The sequence below is a fragment of the Mycobacterium colombiense CECT 3035 genome, from assembly GCF_002105755.1.
In the GTDB taxonomy this organism is placed as follows: Bacteria; Actinomycetota; Actinomycetes; order Mycobacteriales; family Mycobacteriaceae; genus Mycobacterium; species Mycobacterium colombiense.
Genome location: NZ_CP020821.1, coordinates 3,729,560 through 3,744,011, shown reverse-complemented (window position 1 = coordinate 3,744,011; position 14,452 = coordinate 3,729,560). Strand labels below are relative to the sequence as shown.

The 14,452-nt window shown below is 70.1% G+C and carries 16 protein-coding genes, 1 tRNA gene, 1 other RNA gene and 1 pseudogene; 6 read left to right on the top strand and 13 right to left on the bottom strand.

Annotated features, from left to right (window positions below):
* Window positions 1-8: 8 nt before the first annotated feature.
* Genes B9D87_RS17510 through B9D87_RS17500 form a run of 3 tightly spaced genes read right to left on the bottom strand, consistent with a single transcriptional unit; the run spans window position 9 to window position 1,917 of the window.
* Entirely contained in the window at window positions 9-995 is a 987-nt protein-coding gene (locus tag B9D87_RS17510) for an NAD-dependent epimerase/dehydratase family protein (RefSeq protein WP_007772091.1), read from the bottom strand.
* Between the two features lie 26 nt (window positions 996-1,021).
* Entirely contained in the window at window positions 1,022-1,744 is a 723-nt protein-coding gene (locus B9D87_RS17505) for a cutinase family protein (RefSeq protein ID WP_007772092.1), read from the bottom strand.
* Window positions 1,744-1,917, bottom strand: coding sequence for a CsbD family protein (locus B9D87_RS17500; protein ID WP_007772093.1), 174 nt, complete (start codon window positions 1,915-1,917; stop codon window positions 1,744-1,746). The genes B9D87_RS17505 and B9D87_RS17500 overlap by 1 nt, the downstream gene beginning before the upstream one ends.
* 60 nt (window positions 1,918-1,977) lie before the next feature.
* Between B9D87_RS17500 and B9D87_RS27060 the strand changes: the two genes are divergently transcribed.
* The gene (locus B9D87_RS27060; protein WP_007772094.1) at window positions 1,978-2,142 is read left to right on the top strand and encodes a hypothetical protein; all 165 of its coding nucleotides are present in this window, start codon (window positions 1,978-1,980) and stop codon (window positions 2,140-2,142) included.
* Window positions 2,143-2,149: 7 nt separating this feature from the next.
* Here the strand turns inward: B9D87_RS27060 and B9D87_RS27725 are convergent, their stop codons facing one another.
* Window positions 2,150-2,278, bottom strand: coding sequence for a hypothetical protein (locus B9D87_RS27725; protein ID WP_274517471.1), 129 nt, complete (start codon window positions 2,276-2,278; stop codon window positions 2,150-2,152).
* Window positions 2,279-2,449: 171 nt separating this feature from the next.
* On the opposite strand from B9D87_RS27725, the gene lipL reads away from it, so the two are divergent.
* Window positions 2,450-3,724, top strand: coding sequence for an esterase/beta-lactamase LipL (gene lipL / locus B9D87_RS17495; protein WP_007772095.1), 1,275 nt, complete (start codon window positions 2,450-2,452; stop codon window positions 3,722-3,724).
* On the opposite strand, the gene B9D87_RS17490 is transcribed toward lipL, so the two are convergent.
* The 4 genes from B9D87_RS17490 to B9D87_RS17475 are packed head-to-tail and all read right to left on the bottom strand — an operon-like array spanning window position 3,719 to window position 7,921.
* Window positions 3,719-4,354, bottom strand: a complete 636-nt coding sequence (locus B9D87_RS17490) for a cutinase family protein (protein ID WP_007772096.1) — start codon at window positions 4,352-4,354, stop codon at window positions 3,719-3,721. The genes lipL and B9D87_RS17490 overlap by 6 nt on opposite strands.
* Complete coding sequence (locus B9D87_RS17485) at window positions 4,351-5,418, bottom strand: NAD(P)H-dependent amine dehydrogenase family protein (RefSeq protein ID WP_007772097.1); 1,068 nt, start codon at window positions 5,416-5,418, stop codon at window positions 4,351-4,353. Before B9D87_RS17485 ends, B9D87_RS17490 begins: the two co-directional genes overlap by 4 nt.
* A gap of 38 nt (window positions 5,419-5,456) precedes the next feature.
* Complete coding sequence (locus B9D87_RS17480) at window positions 5,457-6,596, bottom strand: hypothetical protein (protein ID WP_007772099.1); 1,140 nt, start codon at window positions 6,594-6,596, stop codon at window positions 5,457-5,459.
* Entirely contained in the window at window positions 6,593-7,921 is a 1,329-nt protein-coding gene (locus B9D87_RS17475) for a hypothetical protein (RefSeq protein ID WP_040630608.1), read from the bottom strand. Before B9D87_RS17475 ends, B9D87_RS17480 begins: the two co-directional genes overlap by 4 nt.
* Before the next feature lie 44 nt (window positions 7,922-7,965).
* Here B9D87_RS17475 and B9D87_RS17470 point away from each other — a divergent pair, with 44 nt between their 5' ends.
* Window positions 7,966-8,304: a hypothetical protein gene (locus B9D87_RS17470; protein WP_040630610.1), complete on the top strand. Its 339-nt coding sequence runs from the start codon at window positions 7,966-7,968 to the stop codon at window positions 8,302-8,304.
* 3 nt (window positions 8,305-8,307) lie between these two features.
* On the opposite strand, the gene B9D87_RS17465 is transcribed toward B9D87_RS17470, so the two are convergent.
* From B9D87_RS17465 to B9D87_RS17455, 3 genes and pseudogenes are all read right to left on the bottom strand, one after another.
* On the bottom strand, window positions 8,308-9,693 hold the full coding sequence (locus B9D87_RS17465; RefSeq protein WP_007772105.1) for a CHAT domain-containing protein: 1,386 nt from the start codon (window positions 9,691-9,693) through the stop codon (window positions 8,308-8,310).
* A pseudogene (locus B9D87_RS17460) lies at window positions 9,690-11,395 on the bottom strand (ATP-binding protein). The gene B9D87_RS17465 and the pseudogene B9D87_RS17460 overlap by 4 nt, the downstream one beginning before the upstream one ends.
* A 97-nt stretch (window positions 11,396-11,492) precedes the next feature.
* Entirely contained in the window at window positions 11,493-11,951 is a 459-nt protein-coding gene (locus tag B9D87_RS17455) for a lipoprotein LpqH (RefSeq protein ID WP_174320934.1), read from the bottom strand.
* 175 nt (window positions 11,952-12,126) lie between these two features.
* Here B9D87_RS17455 and B9D87_RS17450 point away from each other — a divergent pair, with 175 nt between their 5' ends.
* Both B9D87_RS17450 and B9D87_RS17445 read left to right on the top strand, forming a co-directional pair.
* Entirely contained in the window at window positions 12,127-12,507 is a 381-nt protein-coding gene (locus B9D87_RS17450; protein ID WP_007772112.1) for a hypothetical protein, read from the top strand.
* Between the two features lie 14 nt (window positions 12,508-12,521).
* A complete protein-coding gene (locus B9D87_RS17445; protein WP_101896881.1) occupies window positions 12,522-13,262 on the top strand; it encodes an enoyl-CoA hydratase/isomerase family protein in 741 nt (246 codons plus the stop codon).
* Here B9D87_RS17445 and lucA read toward each other — a convergent pair whose 3' ends face one another.
* Complete coding sequence (gene lucA / locus B9D87_RS17440; protein ID WP_007772114.1) at window positions 13,263-14,093, bottom strand: lipid uptake coordinator LucA; 831 nt, start codon at window positions 14,091-14,093, stop codon at window positions 13,263-13,265.
* An 88-nt stretch (window positions 14,094-14,181) separates the two neighbouring features.
* Window positions 14,182-14,270 (bottom strand) — tRNA-Ser (locus B9D87_RS17435).
* Window positions 14,271-14,346: 76 nt separating this feature from the next.
* On the opposite strand from B9D87_RS17435, the gene ffs reads away from it, so the two are divergent.
* An RNA gene (ffs, locus tag B9D87_RS17430) (signal recognition particle sRNA small type) lies at window positions 14,347-14,443 on the top strand.
* Window positions 14,444-14,452: the final 9 nt, after the last annotated feature.

The window sequence follows — 14,452 nt, the reverse complement described above, 5'->3', positions numbered from 1 at the left end:
GCCCGCGGCTAGCCGCCCGCGGCGCGGATGGCCTCGAAGGTGTCCGCCACCGTCTCCTTGGGATCGCGATACGTAATGCCGAGGTCTCGTTCGCTCGGGGAATCGTCGGAGGCCGGCATCTGGGTGTAGTACTGCATGCCCGCCCAGGTGAACGGCGTCTCGAAGGGCAGGAAACGGTTCGCCCGATCCAGCACCGCGCCCGCCACGCGCAGCGCGGTATCCGGGATCGGGACGGCGACCATCGGCGTCCCGGCGACCTCGCCGAGCAGGGTGGCCAGGTCGGCCGCGGGCACCCGGTGTCCGCCGGCGGTGTAGCGGCGCGGCCCGCGCCCGGGCTCCAGCAACGCCGCGTGCAGCGCGGCCAGGTCACGAACGTCGACGATGAGCCACGCCGCGCTGCGGCCGGGGATCGCGTGCATCTGCACGGCCGCCCTTACGCCCTCGCCGGCCTCACCGAATTGGTCACCGACCGGAGGGCCCAGCACCATGCCCGGATAGCTGATGTTGACCGGCGCCCCCGCGTCCTGCAGGCCCCGGGCATAGATCTCGACCTGCGCCTTGGACGTTCCGTATCCGTCCGCCCCGCCCACCACCGGCAGGTCCGCCGTCAGCGTCTCCAGGTCCGGATGGAAGAGCGCGGTGAAGCTGGACACGTGCACGATCGGATCCAGGCCGAGTTCGACGGACTGACCCAAAACGTTCTGCGCGCCCTGCATGTTGGTGGCAAGCATCTCGGGGGTCTGGCGCGGGTCCGTGGCGACCAGCGCGGCGCTGTGCACCACGGCGTCGCAACCCTGCAGCGCGTCGCGCACCGCGACGCGATCGGTGATGTCCGCGACGGCGAAGTCAGAGACGTCGACGCCGAGCTTGGCGACGGTGGTCTGCAGCTTGCCGGGGTTGCGGACCAGGAACCTGACGGAGTGCCCGGCGTCGCAGATGGCCTTGGCGGTCCACCCGCCGACGAATCCGGTGCCGCCCGTGATCAGAACCCGCATGGGCTCATTCTGCAAGACCGCCGAACCTAGAGATGGCTGGAGGCGAAGTTGGCGGCTTGGTGTGTCATGCCGTTAACCGGATACGACGTGTGCGCGGCGAAATCGTTGCCACCGCCGTTGCCACACACCGGGTCGCCCTGCGCGCACAACTCGAGCGTCTTGGGCTGATACAGCGGTCCGATGGTGAGCGGGGGTGCGTTGTACTTGTGCAGGAACTCACCCGACGGCGTGCCGAACAACGCGACGGCGGCGACGTGCTTGGCGACGTCCGGCGGCATCGGCGGGGGCACCGCGGATGCGGGGACGCCCGGGGGCACGGCGGCCGACGTGGTGTAGCCCGCCACCGCCGCCCCCTGCGAGTAGCCGCCGAGCACCTCTTTGGTGTCGGGGCAGTTCGCGGCCATCGACTCGATGTGCGAACTGGCGTCCCGGATCCCGTCGATGACGGTCGCGGGGAAGTCAGGGCTCGAAAAGTCGGTGCTGGCAGGGTAATTGACCGGATAGACGGTCAGGGACCTGCCGCCCGTCTGTGCGCGCAACGCGTCGACGAACGGCTGGCCGATCCCACCGACGCCGGGCGGCTCGCCCGACCCTCGGGCGAAGACGACCTCGACATCGGGACAGGGCTCGGCCGCCGCGGACGGAACGGGCGCGCTCGGGACGAACGAACCGAACACCGCCGCAGCCGACAGCGCGCACACCGACAGCCCGCGCGCCGACACGGCGGTCAACACGTTGCGAATCTTCATTACTTCTTGAAAGCGTCCTTCACCTTCTCGCCGGCATCCTTCAACGCCGACTTCGCCTGATCGGCCCGGCCTTCGTCCCTGGTCTCGGGGTCGCCGGTGGCCTTGCCGACGGCTTCCTTGGCCCGGCCCCCGAGGTCCTCGATCTTGTTTTTCAGCTTGTCTTCGGCGCTCATGGCGAGGTGGCTACCCCTCAACAGGGATTATCGAAACCCCCGCAGTGTCATCATGGACCCGTGAGCACCGCGATCGTGGTGGCCGTAGTGGTGGTGTTGATGCTGCTCGGCGTCGGCATGGTGGTCAATCAGCTGCTGCGGCTGAGGCGGTATTTGAGGGACTCGCCCACCGAACCAGCCCACGGCACAGATGCCGCCCCGCCTCCGGACCCACCGATCGGCTGACGCGGGTTCAGCGTGCGATCGCGGGGATCGCGGCCGCGCACTCCAAGTCGCCGAAGGCGACCGCGTATCGCTGAGCCAGGGCCACCGCGACCTCGGCGCGTTGCCAGAGTCCCCCGCCGGCGCTGGCCGTGCACACCTGTTGCGGGTGTTGACCGGTATACCGGCGGGCGGCCCCCCGGCGACCGAGTTCGACGGACTCCTCGACGCGCTTCTGGACGGCTCCGCGCGCTGATCTGTGAAGTCAGGCGGGTGAATCGGCGCAGGCTGATAGCTTCAAGCGCGTGAACGTTCGAGGGGTCCCGGCGCGGTGACGCCGTCGACCCTGCTGGTCACCGATGCCGGCCTGCCGCGCGGTGTGTCCGGTGCTGCCGACCCGCGTTTCGCGGGCGCCATCAGGGTGTTCTCCCAGCTGTTTCCCGGGCGCCGGTTCGGTGGGGGAGCGCTGAGCGTCTACGTCGACGGGATTCCCGTCGTGGACGTCTGGACCGGGTGGTCGGACCGGGCCGGCACGCAGCGCTGGACCGCGGACACCGGCGCCATGGTGTTCTCGGCGACCAAGGGTGTCGCGTCCACCGTGATTCACCGACTCGCCGACCGCGGCCTGCTCTCCTACGACGCGCCCGTCGCCGAGTACTGGCCCGAGTTCGCCGCCAACGGGAAGGCCGAGATCACGGTCCGCGACGTCCTGCGGCACCGCTCCGGGCTGTCGCACCTGCGCGGCGTCACCAAGGCGGAGTTGATGGACCACCTGCTGATGGAGGAGCGACTCGCGGCGGCGCCGGTCGATCACCTGCGCGGGGTGCAGGCCTACCACGCGCTCACCTACGGATGGCTGCTCTCCGGCCTGGCCAGGGCGGTGACCGGCAAGGGCATGCGCGAGCTGATCCGCCAGGAGGTGGCCCGTCCGCTCAACACCGACGGGCTGCATCTGGGCCGCCCACCGGAGGGCTCGCCGACCACGGCGGCCCAAATCCTGATCCCGCAGGGACGGCTGCGCGCACCGGTGATCAACTTCCTCGCACCGCGGGTGGCGGGTCTGCCGTTCTCCGGTGCGCTGGGCGCGATGTACTTCCCCGGCGTCATCTCCCTGATCAAGGGTGACACCCCGTTTTTGGACGGCGAGGTGCCCGCCGCCAACGGCGTGGTGACCGCGCGGGCGCTGGCCAAGATGTTCGGCGTGCTGGCCAACGACGGCCGCATCGACGGGAAGAAGTTCGTGTCGGAGGATCTGGCGCACGGACTGGCCGGACAGGCGCGCCGCAAGTGGCCCGACGCGAACATGGTGGTGCCCATGCCTTTTCACCTGGGCTACCACGAGTCGCCGGTTCCCGGTCTGCTTCGCGGCTTCGGTCACGTCGGGCTGGGCGGAACGCTCGGCTGGGCCGACCCCGAGACCGGCAGCTCCTTCGGCTTCGTCCACAACCGGCTGCTGACCCCTCTGCTGTTCGACATGGGATCCTTTGCGGGCCTTGCCCGTCCGCTGCGCAATGCCATCGAGGCGGTCCGCGACCAGGGCCCGATCGCGGTGCCGGCGCTGGGCGCCCGCTACGCCAAAGCCGCTCGGCGGCGCGCCGCTCTATAGCCGGCCGGCGACGTACGTGGCGGCCTGGGCCGTCATCCCCGACTGCACGTACGAGCCGTGCGCCATCAGGTTGCCGCCCGCGGGGGAGCATGCCGGATCGCCGTCGGCGCACAGGTCGATGGTCTTGGCGTTGTACGGCGGGCCGATCGGCGAGAAAACGGCGCCGGTGAAATTGCCGGCTAGCTCGCTGGTGGGATTGCCGAAGATGGCGACCGCCGCCACATGATCGATGGCCTGGGGCGGCAGGGCCCGGGTGGCCAGATCCATCACACCCGCCCCCTGCGAGAAGCCACCGAGCACCAGTCGCGTGCCGGGGCAGCGCCCGATCATGTCGTCGACGTGAGCGACCACGTCGTCCGCGCCGGCTTGGGCGCTGGACGCGAAAGCCGCCGACGCCGGGTAATTCACGGGGTAGACCCCCATCGAACGCCCGTTGATCTGCGACCCGAGTGAGTCGACGAAGCCCTGACCCACGTGGCCGACGCCGGAGTCCTGGCCGGTGCCGCGGGCGAACACCACCTCGACGTCCGGGCACGGATCGGCCTGCGCCGCAGGGCTGTCGGGCAGGCCGCTCAACGCTCCAGTCGCGGCCGCAACGCTGAGGATGCGAATGATGAAGCGCGCACTCACCGATCAATGCTGACATACGCGTTGCCGCGCGGCAGTGTCAGCGGAAGATCGGCGTAGGTCGCGATGCCCGGCGCCGCCGCGACGACGGCGGCGATCCCGTTGATGGCGGGCACCGCCGTCATGATGTGCCCGAGGTCCATGAATTCCTCGAGCGTCGTGGCCTCGAAGTACGGCGGCGGCAGGAAGCCGACCTTGGTGGTGACCGTCGGTTGCCCGTCGACCTGGATGACCCAGCCGTCCTGTTCGATCTGCCAATCGGGTTCGAGCGTCTGCCCCTTTTTCCACCGGACGTTCAGGTCGATCAGGACCTTGCCGTTGACGATGCCCTGCCAGCTGATGTAGGTGCCCGCGACGTGCCCCGCCGGGATCGTCCAGGACGCCATGACGAGATCCTCGGTGGTCTGGGCGAATTCGGCCACGCATTTGACCTCGTCGAGTTCGATGCCGAGGGCGTCGCCGACCAGTCGCACGGCCTCGCCGAAGATGGCGGTGCCCTTCGCGGCCATCGCCGGCAGGTCGGGGTGGTCGATCGGCTGGCCGAAGCCGACCGGCTTCTCGGTCTCCGGGGAGTCGTAGAACGTGGTGTCGGCGGCCTCGTTGACGGTGACCTTGTCGATCCGGTTGCACACCATGGCCGAGACGATCGCCAGCAATTCGGCGAAGCCCGGGCTGACGCCGGACCCGAAGATCGTGGAACCGCCCTTTTCGCAGGCCTCCAGGATCCGGTCGCGGCCCTCGCCCAGGTTGTGCCCGGTGATGAACGACGCGGTGGTCACCACGTTGACGCCCGCGGACAGGATGCGGACCAGTTCGTCGACGTTGATCCACATCGGGTTGTAGACCACGCAGTCCGGCTTCAGCGCCAGCAGCTCGTCGATGTCGTTGGTCGCCTTGACGCCGAGCGGCGGGAGCCCGACGAGTTCGCCGGCGTCGCGGCCCGCCTTCTCCGGTGACCAGGCGTAGCAGCCCACCAATTCCAGGGTGGGGTTGGTGACGATCGATTTCAGCGAGCTCTTGCCGACGTTTCCGGTGTTCCACTGAACGACGCGATAGGTGTTTGGCACTCGCTCAGCATAGGGAATGGCCGGGGTTCTTAGTAGGCCTAATAGGCAGATTCTGCGGCCAATATTTCGGCGAGGAAGGCGTCGCGCGGCGGCAGGTCCAGCCGCGCCCGCGCCCACCTCCGCACGCGCGCCCGGGTCTCGGCGGATTCGGGCGTTTCGGCGCCCACGACCACGGACGCCGCCGACCAGTCGTGGCCCCAGGCGGCCGACTCGGTGAGGGCGCGGCCCGGCCCGTCCTCGAGCGGAAGGGTCGCGCGCCCGGTCGCGTCCAGGGTGCCGGTGCCGTCGACGGCCGCCGAACGCAGCCGCACCGCGATGCCGGTAGCCGGGTCCGGGCCGATGACCGCCGCCCGTACCACGGCGACGACGGTCGCGCCGCCGGCCTCGATGCTCCACTCGACGGTGTTCTCGCCGGCATCGAAGATCGCGGGCGGAACCCCGCTCCAGGCGATCGATGCGACGCCGCGGGCTATCGCCCCCGCGCCGCGCGGACCCGTGCCCGCGCCGGCGGCCAGCGCGTAATCCTCGCGGCGATCGCTCGGCGACCTCGGGATCACACTCGAATCATCCACAGCCGCAATCAGTTCCGGCCAGCCGTCACCATCGGCGCCGATCTCGTCGGCGAGTTCGGCGCCCGTCCGTACCAGGTCGGCAATCCGCGAATCATGGCTGCGGACATGGCCTATCAGCGCGGCGGCGTGTGGCGCGAGCAGCTGCGTCACGTCGGAATCCAGCGTGTCGTCGGGGAAGAAGCTCTGCGCCCCGGCGGTCAGCAATGCGACCTCGACGTCGAGCAGCGCACGGTCCAGGCCGGCGATGCCGTCCTGCCTGCTGGCCGGCCACCACCGGCGCAGCCAGTGCCCGGTGGCCAGCCTGCGCAGCGGGGCGACCGAGCCCGCCACCAGCTCGACGCCGGTGAGCTCGATGCTGCGCGGCCGGCCCGCCGCGCCGTCGAGCGCCGACACCACCGCGACATGTCCGGCCTCGCCGAGGACCCGCCACAACCAGTCCGCGCGCGACGCATCGGTGAACGTGATGTGCGGCGCCGCATCGTCGGGATCGTCCAGCGTCCAGGACAGCACCGCGCCGCTGACTTCCAGCAGCGCGACCAGTGGCGTCGCGACCGCAGTATCGACGGGGCCGGTGCTCCAAAGTCCGGAATCGGCAACCAATCTCATCCGGCCACCTGCAATTCCAGCATCGCTTTGATCCGTTGCCGGTGGTCGAGGCTCACCGACCGCGCCACACCGTCGAGCAGCGCGCGCACGTCGTCGACGTCGGCGCAGGGCTCCTGCCAGACGTCGCGGCCGTGCAGCCGCGCCCACAGCCGGCTCAGGTAGGGCTGTGCGTAGCTGGCGAGGTCGTCGACCACCTGCCGCTGGCGAGGATGAATGGGGCCGTTCTCGGCCAGATAGCGGCGGGCGTGCAACACATAGGCTTCCTTGCGCAGCCGCGCCTGGATCTGGGCGGCCAGGTCGTAGCGGCAAGAGGCGGCCGGATCCAGCGGAGCCAGCTGGACCGCGACCTCGATGCCGGCCACCAGCGTGGCCTGTTTGTCCTCGGCCAACAGCCCCCACGGCGCGCAGGCGCGATCGACTTCTTCCTCGCAGAGCAACGGGATTTCGGGCAACGCGTCGCGATCCAAGGCGCGCCGCAGGGTGGCGCGCACCCGGTCTACCACGCTGCGATCCAGCGGGCGGTCGCCGTTGCTGCTCTGGGATATCTCCGGAGGGCGTTGCGGCGCAACCGAACTCAAACCCAACCCGACGATCGACCACGGCAGCCGATCGGTGTCGGTGCGGGCCAGCGCACCCAGGTTGTACGGGGTGGCGTCGGTGATCATCGCCGTCCAGACCCGCTGCCGGGCCGCCGCGGCGCCGTGGCTGCCGGCCGTGCCCAACACCGTGCCGAGCTCGGCGCGGAACGGATCGATGGCGGCCTCGCCCGCCCGCACGTCACGCCAACTGCGCTCCAGCTGCTTGGCCAGCGTGGCAACCACGTCGGGGTCCGCGACGTATCGATGCAGCACCTCGATCGCGGTGCGGTCGCGATCCCGGTGGATCTCGCCGAGCACCGCCGCCGCCGTCCGGTAATCCCCCGGCGTCGGTCGGCCTTTCGTGACGGCGAGCTCGAAGCACACCGGGAAGTAGAGTTCCTGCGCATTCCCGGTGCGGATCCGATGCCGCCGGCGCTCCAGTTTGAGGGCCTCGAACCAGGCTGCGGCCGAGCGCAATTCGGAACCGCTGCCGACGATGAGGCCATGCATCTGCGCGGCCGTCTCGGGCGTCACGACCGGGGCCGAGTACGCGGGGTTGGACCGCAGGCGCAGCACCAGCGGGTCGATGATGCGTTTGACGGTGCGGCTCAGCGGGCCGCCGTCGTCACCGCTGAGCACCTCCACGCCCGGACCGATGGCCCGCCACGCCGCCTCGATCACCAGCCGGCGCGGATGGCCCGACGCCTCGCCTTCCCCGGCGGTCGCTACCTGCGGCTCGGCGCTCATCTGCACAGAATAGGGCCATCGCAAACTTCGCGGCAGCCATAAAGTTGGGTTCGGTAGCCGGTGCCCGGCCGGACGCTGATCGCATGAACAAGCTGTTGCTGCTGGCCGAATGGCTCGGGTCCCGCCGCCGCGGGGATGCCGGGAACCGGACCGTCGGGGTCGGCACCGTGCGCAAGGTCAAGCGGCAGGTCTTCATCGAGGTGGTGGCCGTCTCGGGGGAGACGTTCATCGCCAAGCTGGCGCGATGCGACGGCGGCCTGGACCTGTCCCTGCTGCGGCCGGGCCTGGTGGTGCTGGTGGCGTTCGATCCCACCGCCCGCGAGGAGCTTTCGCTGCCCGACGACGTGCTGGCCGTGCACGCGGCCTGGGTGGCGTCGCTGTGAGCGCTACCGTTCGCCATCCACGGCGAACGTGACCAGGGCGGCCCAATACAGCGGGCTGGCGCGCGGGTCCCCGTCGCGCCAGCGCCGCAGCTGTTCTCGCTGCCAACGATTCACCGCGCATCCCGCCTCCGGCGCGGCATCGTGCGCGGCGTCGACGGCGGCCACCAGCTCGGCCATCGGATCGGTTGGCTCCGGACCCGGCGCGCCGGCCAACTCGGCGAATTGCCGGTACGCCGCCGTCGTCGGCAGCGACCACAACGTGGCGGTCACCAGTTGCGCGCCGTTGAGGATCAGCGCCGCCACCAAACCGGTTGCCTCGTCGAATTGATAGTCACCACCGGATCCGCACGCCAGCAGCGCCACCCGCGGCGGCATCGGCAGCCGAAGGGCCATCAGGTCCGATGCGGTCAGCGGGCGGTGATCGCCGATCGCGTTGGCGTCCCCGGGGATGGCCGCGGTGTCGGCCAGGTGCAGCGCCGCCCGGTCCGCCCGAGTGCCCTGGTCGTGTCGATCGTCTGCCGAACTCGCGTGCCCGACGTAGAGCAGCCGGCACGGGGTTTGGGCCAGCTGCTCGCCCAGCCACGCGCGGTCGGCGTCGTGGCGGCGAAACAGCTCGAGCACGGTGTCGGTGCGCGGCAGGACCGGTCGCCGCTCGATGAGTCCGGCGAAATGCCGAGCCACGGGCGTGTGCGGCGCGGGCCTGCCCAGCACCGATCCGAGCGCGGAGTCCGGTCGCTGTCCCGGCACCCGGGGATCGAGGACCAGCAGTGGTGGCCCTTCTCGCCGGGCATCCCACCGGGCGGGTGTTCGCGGCGAGTGCACGATGTTGGGCGGCACCGCCATCAGCACGTCGGCCAGCTCCATCAGCCGATGGCCGTCGGTGAGATCATCGATATCGGCCAGCCGCCACGGGATTTGGGCCGCGGCGCGGCCGCTGGCGGTGATCGCGTCCTGGCGCGCGCGCACCAGTTCCTCCTTGCTGGGGCCCGACTTCGGGATCGCCAGCAGTCCCCAGGGCACCCGGGCCAGCCGAGCGCTGGGCGAGACGAACAGCACCGCCCGCGGCGAGGCCACGCATTCGGCCAACAGCTGCCACCCGGGTGTTCCGATCAGCAGCACACCGAGGATGTAGGCAACCGTGAGTTCGGTGTCCGGCCTGGCGAATGGTCCCGTCGTCAGGGCACGCTCGATGGCGTCACGCCGCGTTTCGGCGCCGTGCGGCTCGGGCAGGGCGGCGGTGAGCTCCTGCAGGCCGGCCAGCAGCAGCGGCTCTTCCAGCACCCAGGTGACGGTTCTCGACGGCTGTCCGACGATCCGCAGGCTGGCGTAGGTCGCGATCCCGAGGTCGGCGTAGCGCAGCACCAGGGTCAGCCGGTCGGGCTCGCTCATGGCCACGTCGACCAGGCGGGTTCGGGCGCGGTGACATCGCGCCCATAGCGCTGCGAGGCGAGCGCGCGATAGTGACTCAGGATCGGCTCCGCCCCGGGCTGCATCTGCAGCGGCGGCAACGGCCCCAGCCTGGTCAGCGAGGCGCCGCCCGCGACGGGCGGCCCGCGGCGGCCAGCGCGTCGGCCTGCGCGTCGGCGTCGATGGGCACCGACGCGATGGCCGTCGACGCCCACTCGCCCATCCGCGGCCGCTGCAGACCCTCGAAAGTCCCTCGCGCGCTGTGGTATTCGACGAGCTCACTGATCAGGGCGGTGTTCTCCCACTCGCAGGCCACGGCAAACGCACCGGCCAGGATGGGCGCCGCAATGCCGGTGGCCCAGCGGGCCCTGGCGTCGGCGTCGGCGATGGAATATCGCACCGAGTCGACCGCCAAAGCGGCCGGCACCTTGAGCTCGGCGGCCTGCTCCAGCTTGGTCATACCGCGCCAGTATTCCGGCGTGCCCACCTCGCCACGCAGGATGCCGAGCCCGTCGGCCTGCCGCGCCTCGGTTTCCTCCAGGGTCTCGTCGGGATCGCCCGAGCTGTCGAACCCGAGGTCGGCCAAAGCGTCCGCGCGCCAGACGGTTCCGAGATGATTGTCGAGCTGGGCGTACTGCAGCCAGCTGCTGCGCGGCGAGGAGTCCAGCAGTTCGCGGGCCTGCGCGATGAGTTCGACCGCGTCGGAGAAGTGGCTCCAGAAGATGGCGATCCAGCTGCGCTGCAACAGGATACGGTGCAGGTGCAGCGGCTTACCCAATTCCCGCCAGTGCCGTTCGGCGTGTTCCCAGCATTCGTCGGCGGCCTCCAGGGCGCCGGCGCCCAGCCGGGTGAGTCCCATGTACAGCCAGCACCGGGCGACGTCGTGGGCCCGGTCATGGCGGGCGATGACGGGATAGGCCTGGTTCACCAGTTCTTCGGTGCCGGCATGGTCGTTGGCCGCCCAGCGCGCGGCGGCGCGTTCCAATTGTGCTCTGGCTGCGGCGAGTTCCCAGCCGTGGGCCTGTGCGCGCGCTTCGGCGCGGCGCAGCCACGGCTCGGCTTCCGGCGACCGTCCGGTCTCCACGCAGAACCTGCCGTACCCGGTCGCCGCGGTGACCCACAGGTGGTCGGCGCGCTCGCCGTCGTCACCGGCGTGCTCGATGCCGCCAAGAACCCTCTCCCACAAGGGCGCCGACCGCACGTGCAGGTCGTCGTCGCACAGCGCGAGAGCGCACAGGACGCGCGCGTAGGTGCATAGCCGCCGGTGTTCGCCGGCGAGGTCGGCCGGTCCGGTGTCGTTGTCGCACAACGACACCAGCTCCGCCGCCGCACCTTCGTGATCACCCCGCGCCGCGGCCAACCCCGTCCGCAGGAACTGGGCGCGCCGCGCGTACCGGCAGATCATGTGAGCGATCTCGGTCTCGGACAGCCGCACCCGTTCGGCGGCGGTGCCGGCGTAGATCGCCACGCAGTCCTGAATCCGCTGGACCGATTCGCGGACCCCGTCGTACGCCCCGCGCGCCAGGTAGATCTCGCCAAGCTGCCCAAGGACTTCCAGCATGAGGTCGTCTCGGTCGTCGCGCTCGATTCGCGTAATCAACGAGAGCAGCAGGTCGCGTGCCCCGGCCTCATCGGCGGCGAACGCCATACGACGCGCCTTGTCCAGTTCGTCCGGGATCGACACGGCTGCATCATAAGTCCGGGGGCGGTATCCGGTCGGCCAAACCGCGAGCGGCGGACGCGTGAGTGAGGCACGTCCGCCGCTCGAGGGCCGCAACCGATCAGCCGCAGGACACCTTGATGGTGAAGTCCTTGGTGATCATTCCCGCCATCGGGTTCTTCATGTCGGCGCCCTGCGCCTGACCGGTGATGGTGTAGGTCTTGCCATCGACCGCGACGTTGGCCGACCCCACCTTCGCGCCCATGTTGTCGCTGACCGCCAGGGCGTTGCCGTCGACAACGAGGGCCACCGACTGCACCTTCGGATTGGCTTCGTCGGTCATCACAACGGCAAGCGCCTGCTGGGCGCCGCCCGTGGAGCCGCTGCCGATGTCGATCTTGCCGCCGGTCCGCACACAGGTCACCGACGCGGGGTTCACCCCGGCCAGGTCCGTGCCGCCCACCTTGACCTGCGCGTTGGTGCCCGTAGAGGGGCTGGGGGTGGTGCTCGACGCCGGTGCGGCCGAGTGGCCGCCGCCCGAGCATCCCACCAGGGCCACCGAAGCCGCGGCGCAGCCCAGGGTCCCAATCGCAGCTGCGAGAAGACGTTTCACTTGTGGTTCCTTCCTTCGTGCGCCGCCCCGATGGCGTCGTCCTTGCGCCAGTACAGGCGGCCCCGGTCGCTACCGATCCCAAATTTCGCGGCGCGGAACCGGTAGGCTGCGTCGATGTCGGACCGGCACAGGGAGGAACGCGATGCTCACCGTCAAATGGTTGGAAAAGCCTGAGGCCCACGACTTTCCGGCGGCGGCGGACTATCTCACCATGCTCGCGGGCGCGCAGACCGTGAAGAAGGTCGTCAAACGGCTGAAGTCCGGGACCGTGACGCACAAAAAGGCCAAAGACATCCTGCGGGCGGCGCAGCTGAGCCTGCTGCCGGTGGACAACCCGCACGTCGCGGCGGACCTGACCAAGATCGAGAAGGGCCTGCCGCTGTCACCCATCCTGCTGGTGCGCGGCGACTTCGTGGCCGGGGTTCCATTGCAGATCGCCGACGGCTACCACCGCGTCTGCGCGAGCTATCACACCGACGAGAACACGGACATTCCCGTGGTTCTCGCGGTGGCGCCTCGCTGATCGGAGGAATGACCATGATCGACATCGGCACCGTGGGCACCGTGCAGGTGCTGACCCTGTCGTCGGGCGCAGTCAACGCGCAGGATGTCGAGCTGCTCGAAGAGCTGGCGTCGGCGGTGCGCGACCTGGGCCGTTCGGGCGCCGGGGCGTTGGTTGTCACCGGTGCCGGCCGCGCCTTCAGCGCCGGCGTCGACCTCAACCGCGTGGTGCAGGGCGGCACCGGTTATACCGATCGGCTGGTCCCCGCGCTGTCCGCGGCGTTCGAGGCGATGTTCGGCTATCCGGGGCCGACCGTCGCCGCGATCAACGGCGCCGCCATCGCCGGCGGTTGCGTGCTCGCCTGCGCCTGCGATCGCCGCTTGATCAGCCCCGAGGCGCCGATCGGGGCGGCCGAGGTGCGCGTCGGGGTCCCGTTCCCGGTCGCGGCGTTGGAGGTGATGCGCTATGCCTGCGGCACGCACGCCGACGAGGTGCTGCTGGGCGGCCGCAACTATCGCGGTGCCGAGGCCGTGGCACGCGGACTGGCCCACCGCGTCGTCGGCGACGAGCTGATGGAGGCGGCCGTGGCGGAGGCGTCGGACCTGGGCAGCATCCCGGCCGACGCCTACCGGCAGACGAAGATGCAGTTGCACGCCCCGACGATGGCGCGCATCCGCGAGGCCCGCGGGGTCGATGACGAGGTTCGCCGGATGTGGGGCACGGACGAGACGCTGCGACGCATCGCCGTCTACGTGGAGCAGCTGCGGCGGCGCTGACTAATCCTCGTCGGCGCCGTCATCCAGGGCCACACCGGCCCGAGTACGCCTGCGCCGCATCCGGTGCGATCCCTTGCCGGTCGGACGCCGGTTGCGCAGTTTGGCCTTCGACTCGTCAGCCTCGTCTCCGGCTGCCTCGGTGTCCTCGGCGGGCGCCGCCTCGGTCGTCGGCTCCGGTGCGGGCTCGGCTTCGGCCGTTTCAGCGGTTTCGGCGGTGACCTCGGCGGGTGCGGCCGCCGGCTCGGCGTCCTCGGTTTCTTCGGCTTGTTCCGCTTCAACCTCGACGGTCTCGTCGGCCTCGGCTTCTTCTTCTTCTTCGGTCTCGTCGGCCTCGGCCTCGGCGCCCTTCTTGCGCCGCACGCGACGCTCCTTGGGCTTCTTCGCCTTGATCGGTTTGGGCGGCGGCGGGGGCAGCTCGGCGACGAAGGAGAGGTAGAAGGCGAATATGCCGAGCAACGCGATCGCGGCGGCCGCGCCGTAGATGCCGAACAACCACCGTCCGGCGGCGTCCAGGCTCAGCCAGATCTCGCTGATCGCCGTCCCGATGATCAGCACCCCGGCCAGCACGTGGGCCACGATCGACCAGACCCTGATGGACAGGGCCAGCTGCGGCGTCCCCAACTCGGGCTTGCGGCTGCGCAGCAGGGTGAACACCACGGGCAGCGCCGCGAGCGCGACGAGCGCACCCGTCACGATGCGCATCGCCGTCCCCAACGTGTGCGCGGTGTCGCCCATCAGCTCGGGCCAGCGGGGCAGCACGAAGAAGAAGTAGAGGAAGCCGACAGCGATCGAAAATGACGCGTGCCACGGGATGGCGACCTTGCGCCCCATACCCCTCCTCGTGCTGGTGATTCACGCCAGCCTAAAGCCGGCCGACCCGAATCCATATCAATTCGTACGTGTCCGCTGGGCGGACCAATGGCGGAGGATGCGGGATTTGAACCCGCGAGGGCTGTTAACCCAACCCGCGTTCCAGGCGAGCGCCATAGGCCACTAGGCGAATCCTCCGTGGCCATGGTAACCGAGGCCCCGAGGGCCCCCGCCAGTTGCTCGTCGTCGACTCCCGGGCAGGTATTAGACTCGTCGCTGGACCCCGCGCGGCGTCTATCCTGTGAACTCCCCCAGGGCCGGAAGGCAGCAAGGGTCAATGGGCTCTGTCGGGTGCGCGGGGTCCCCTATCTCCAAGAGTG

Coding starts and splice junctions, on each gene's coding strand:
- B9D87_RS17510 (WP_007772091.1), bottom strand. CDS start 995: ATGCGGGTTCTGATCACGGGCGGCACCGGATTCGTCGGCGGGTGGACC.
- B9D87_RS17480 (WP_007772099.1), bottom strand. CDS start 6,596: ATGAGATTGGTTGCCGATTCCGGACTTTGGAGCACCGGCCCCGTCGAT.
- B9D87_RS17450 (WP_007772112.1), top strand. CDS start 12,127: ATGCTCACCGTCAAATGGTTGGAAAAGCCTGAGGCCCACGACTTTCCG.
- B9D87_RS17445 (WP_101896881.1), top strand. CDS start 12,522: ATGATCGACATCGGCACCGTGGGCACCGTGCAGGTGCTGACCCTGTCG.
- B9D87_RS17500 (WP_007772093.1), bottom strand. CDS start 1,917: ATGAGCGCCGAAGACAAGCTGAAAAACAAGATCGAGGACCTCGGGGGC.
- lucA (WP_007772114.1), bottom strand. CDS start 14,093: ATGGGGCGCAAGGTCGCCATCCCGTGGCACGCGTCATTTTCGATCGCT.
- B9D87_RS17505 (WP_007772092.1), bottom strand. CDS start 1,744: ATGAAGATTCGCAACGTGTTGACCGCCGTGTCGGCGCGCGGGCTGTCG.
- B9D87_RS17475 (WP_040630608.1), bottom strand. CDS start 7,921: ATGAGCGCCGAGCCGCAGGTAGCGACCGCCGGGGAAGGCGAGGCGTCG.
- B9D87_RS17465 (WP_007772105.1), bottom strand. CDS start 9,693: ATGAGCGAGCCCGACCGGCTGACCCTGGTGCTGCGCTACGCCGACCTC.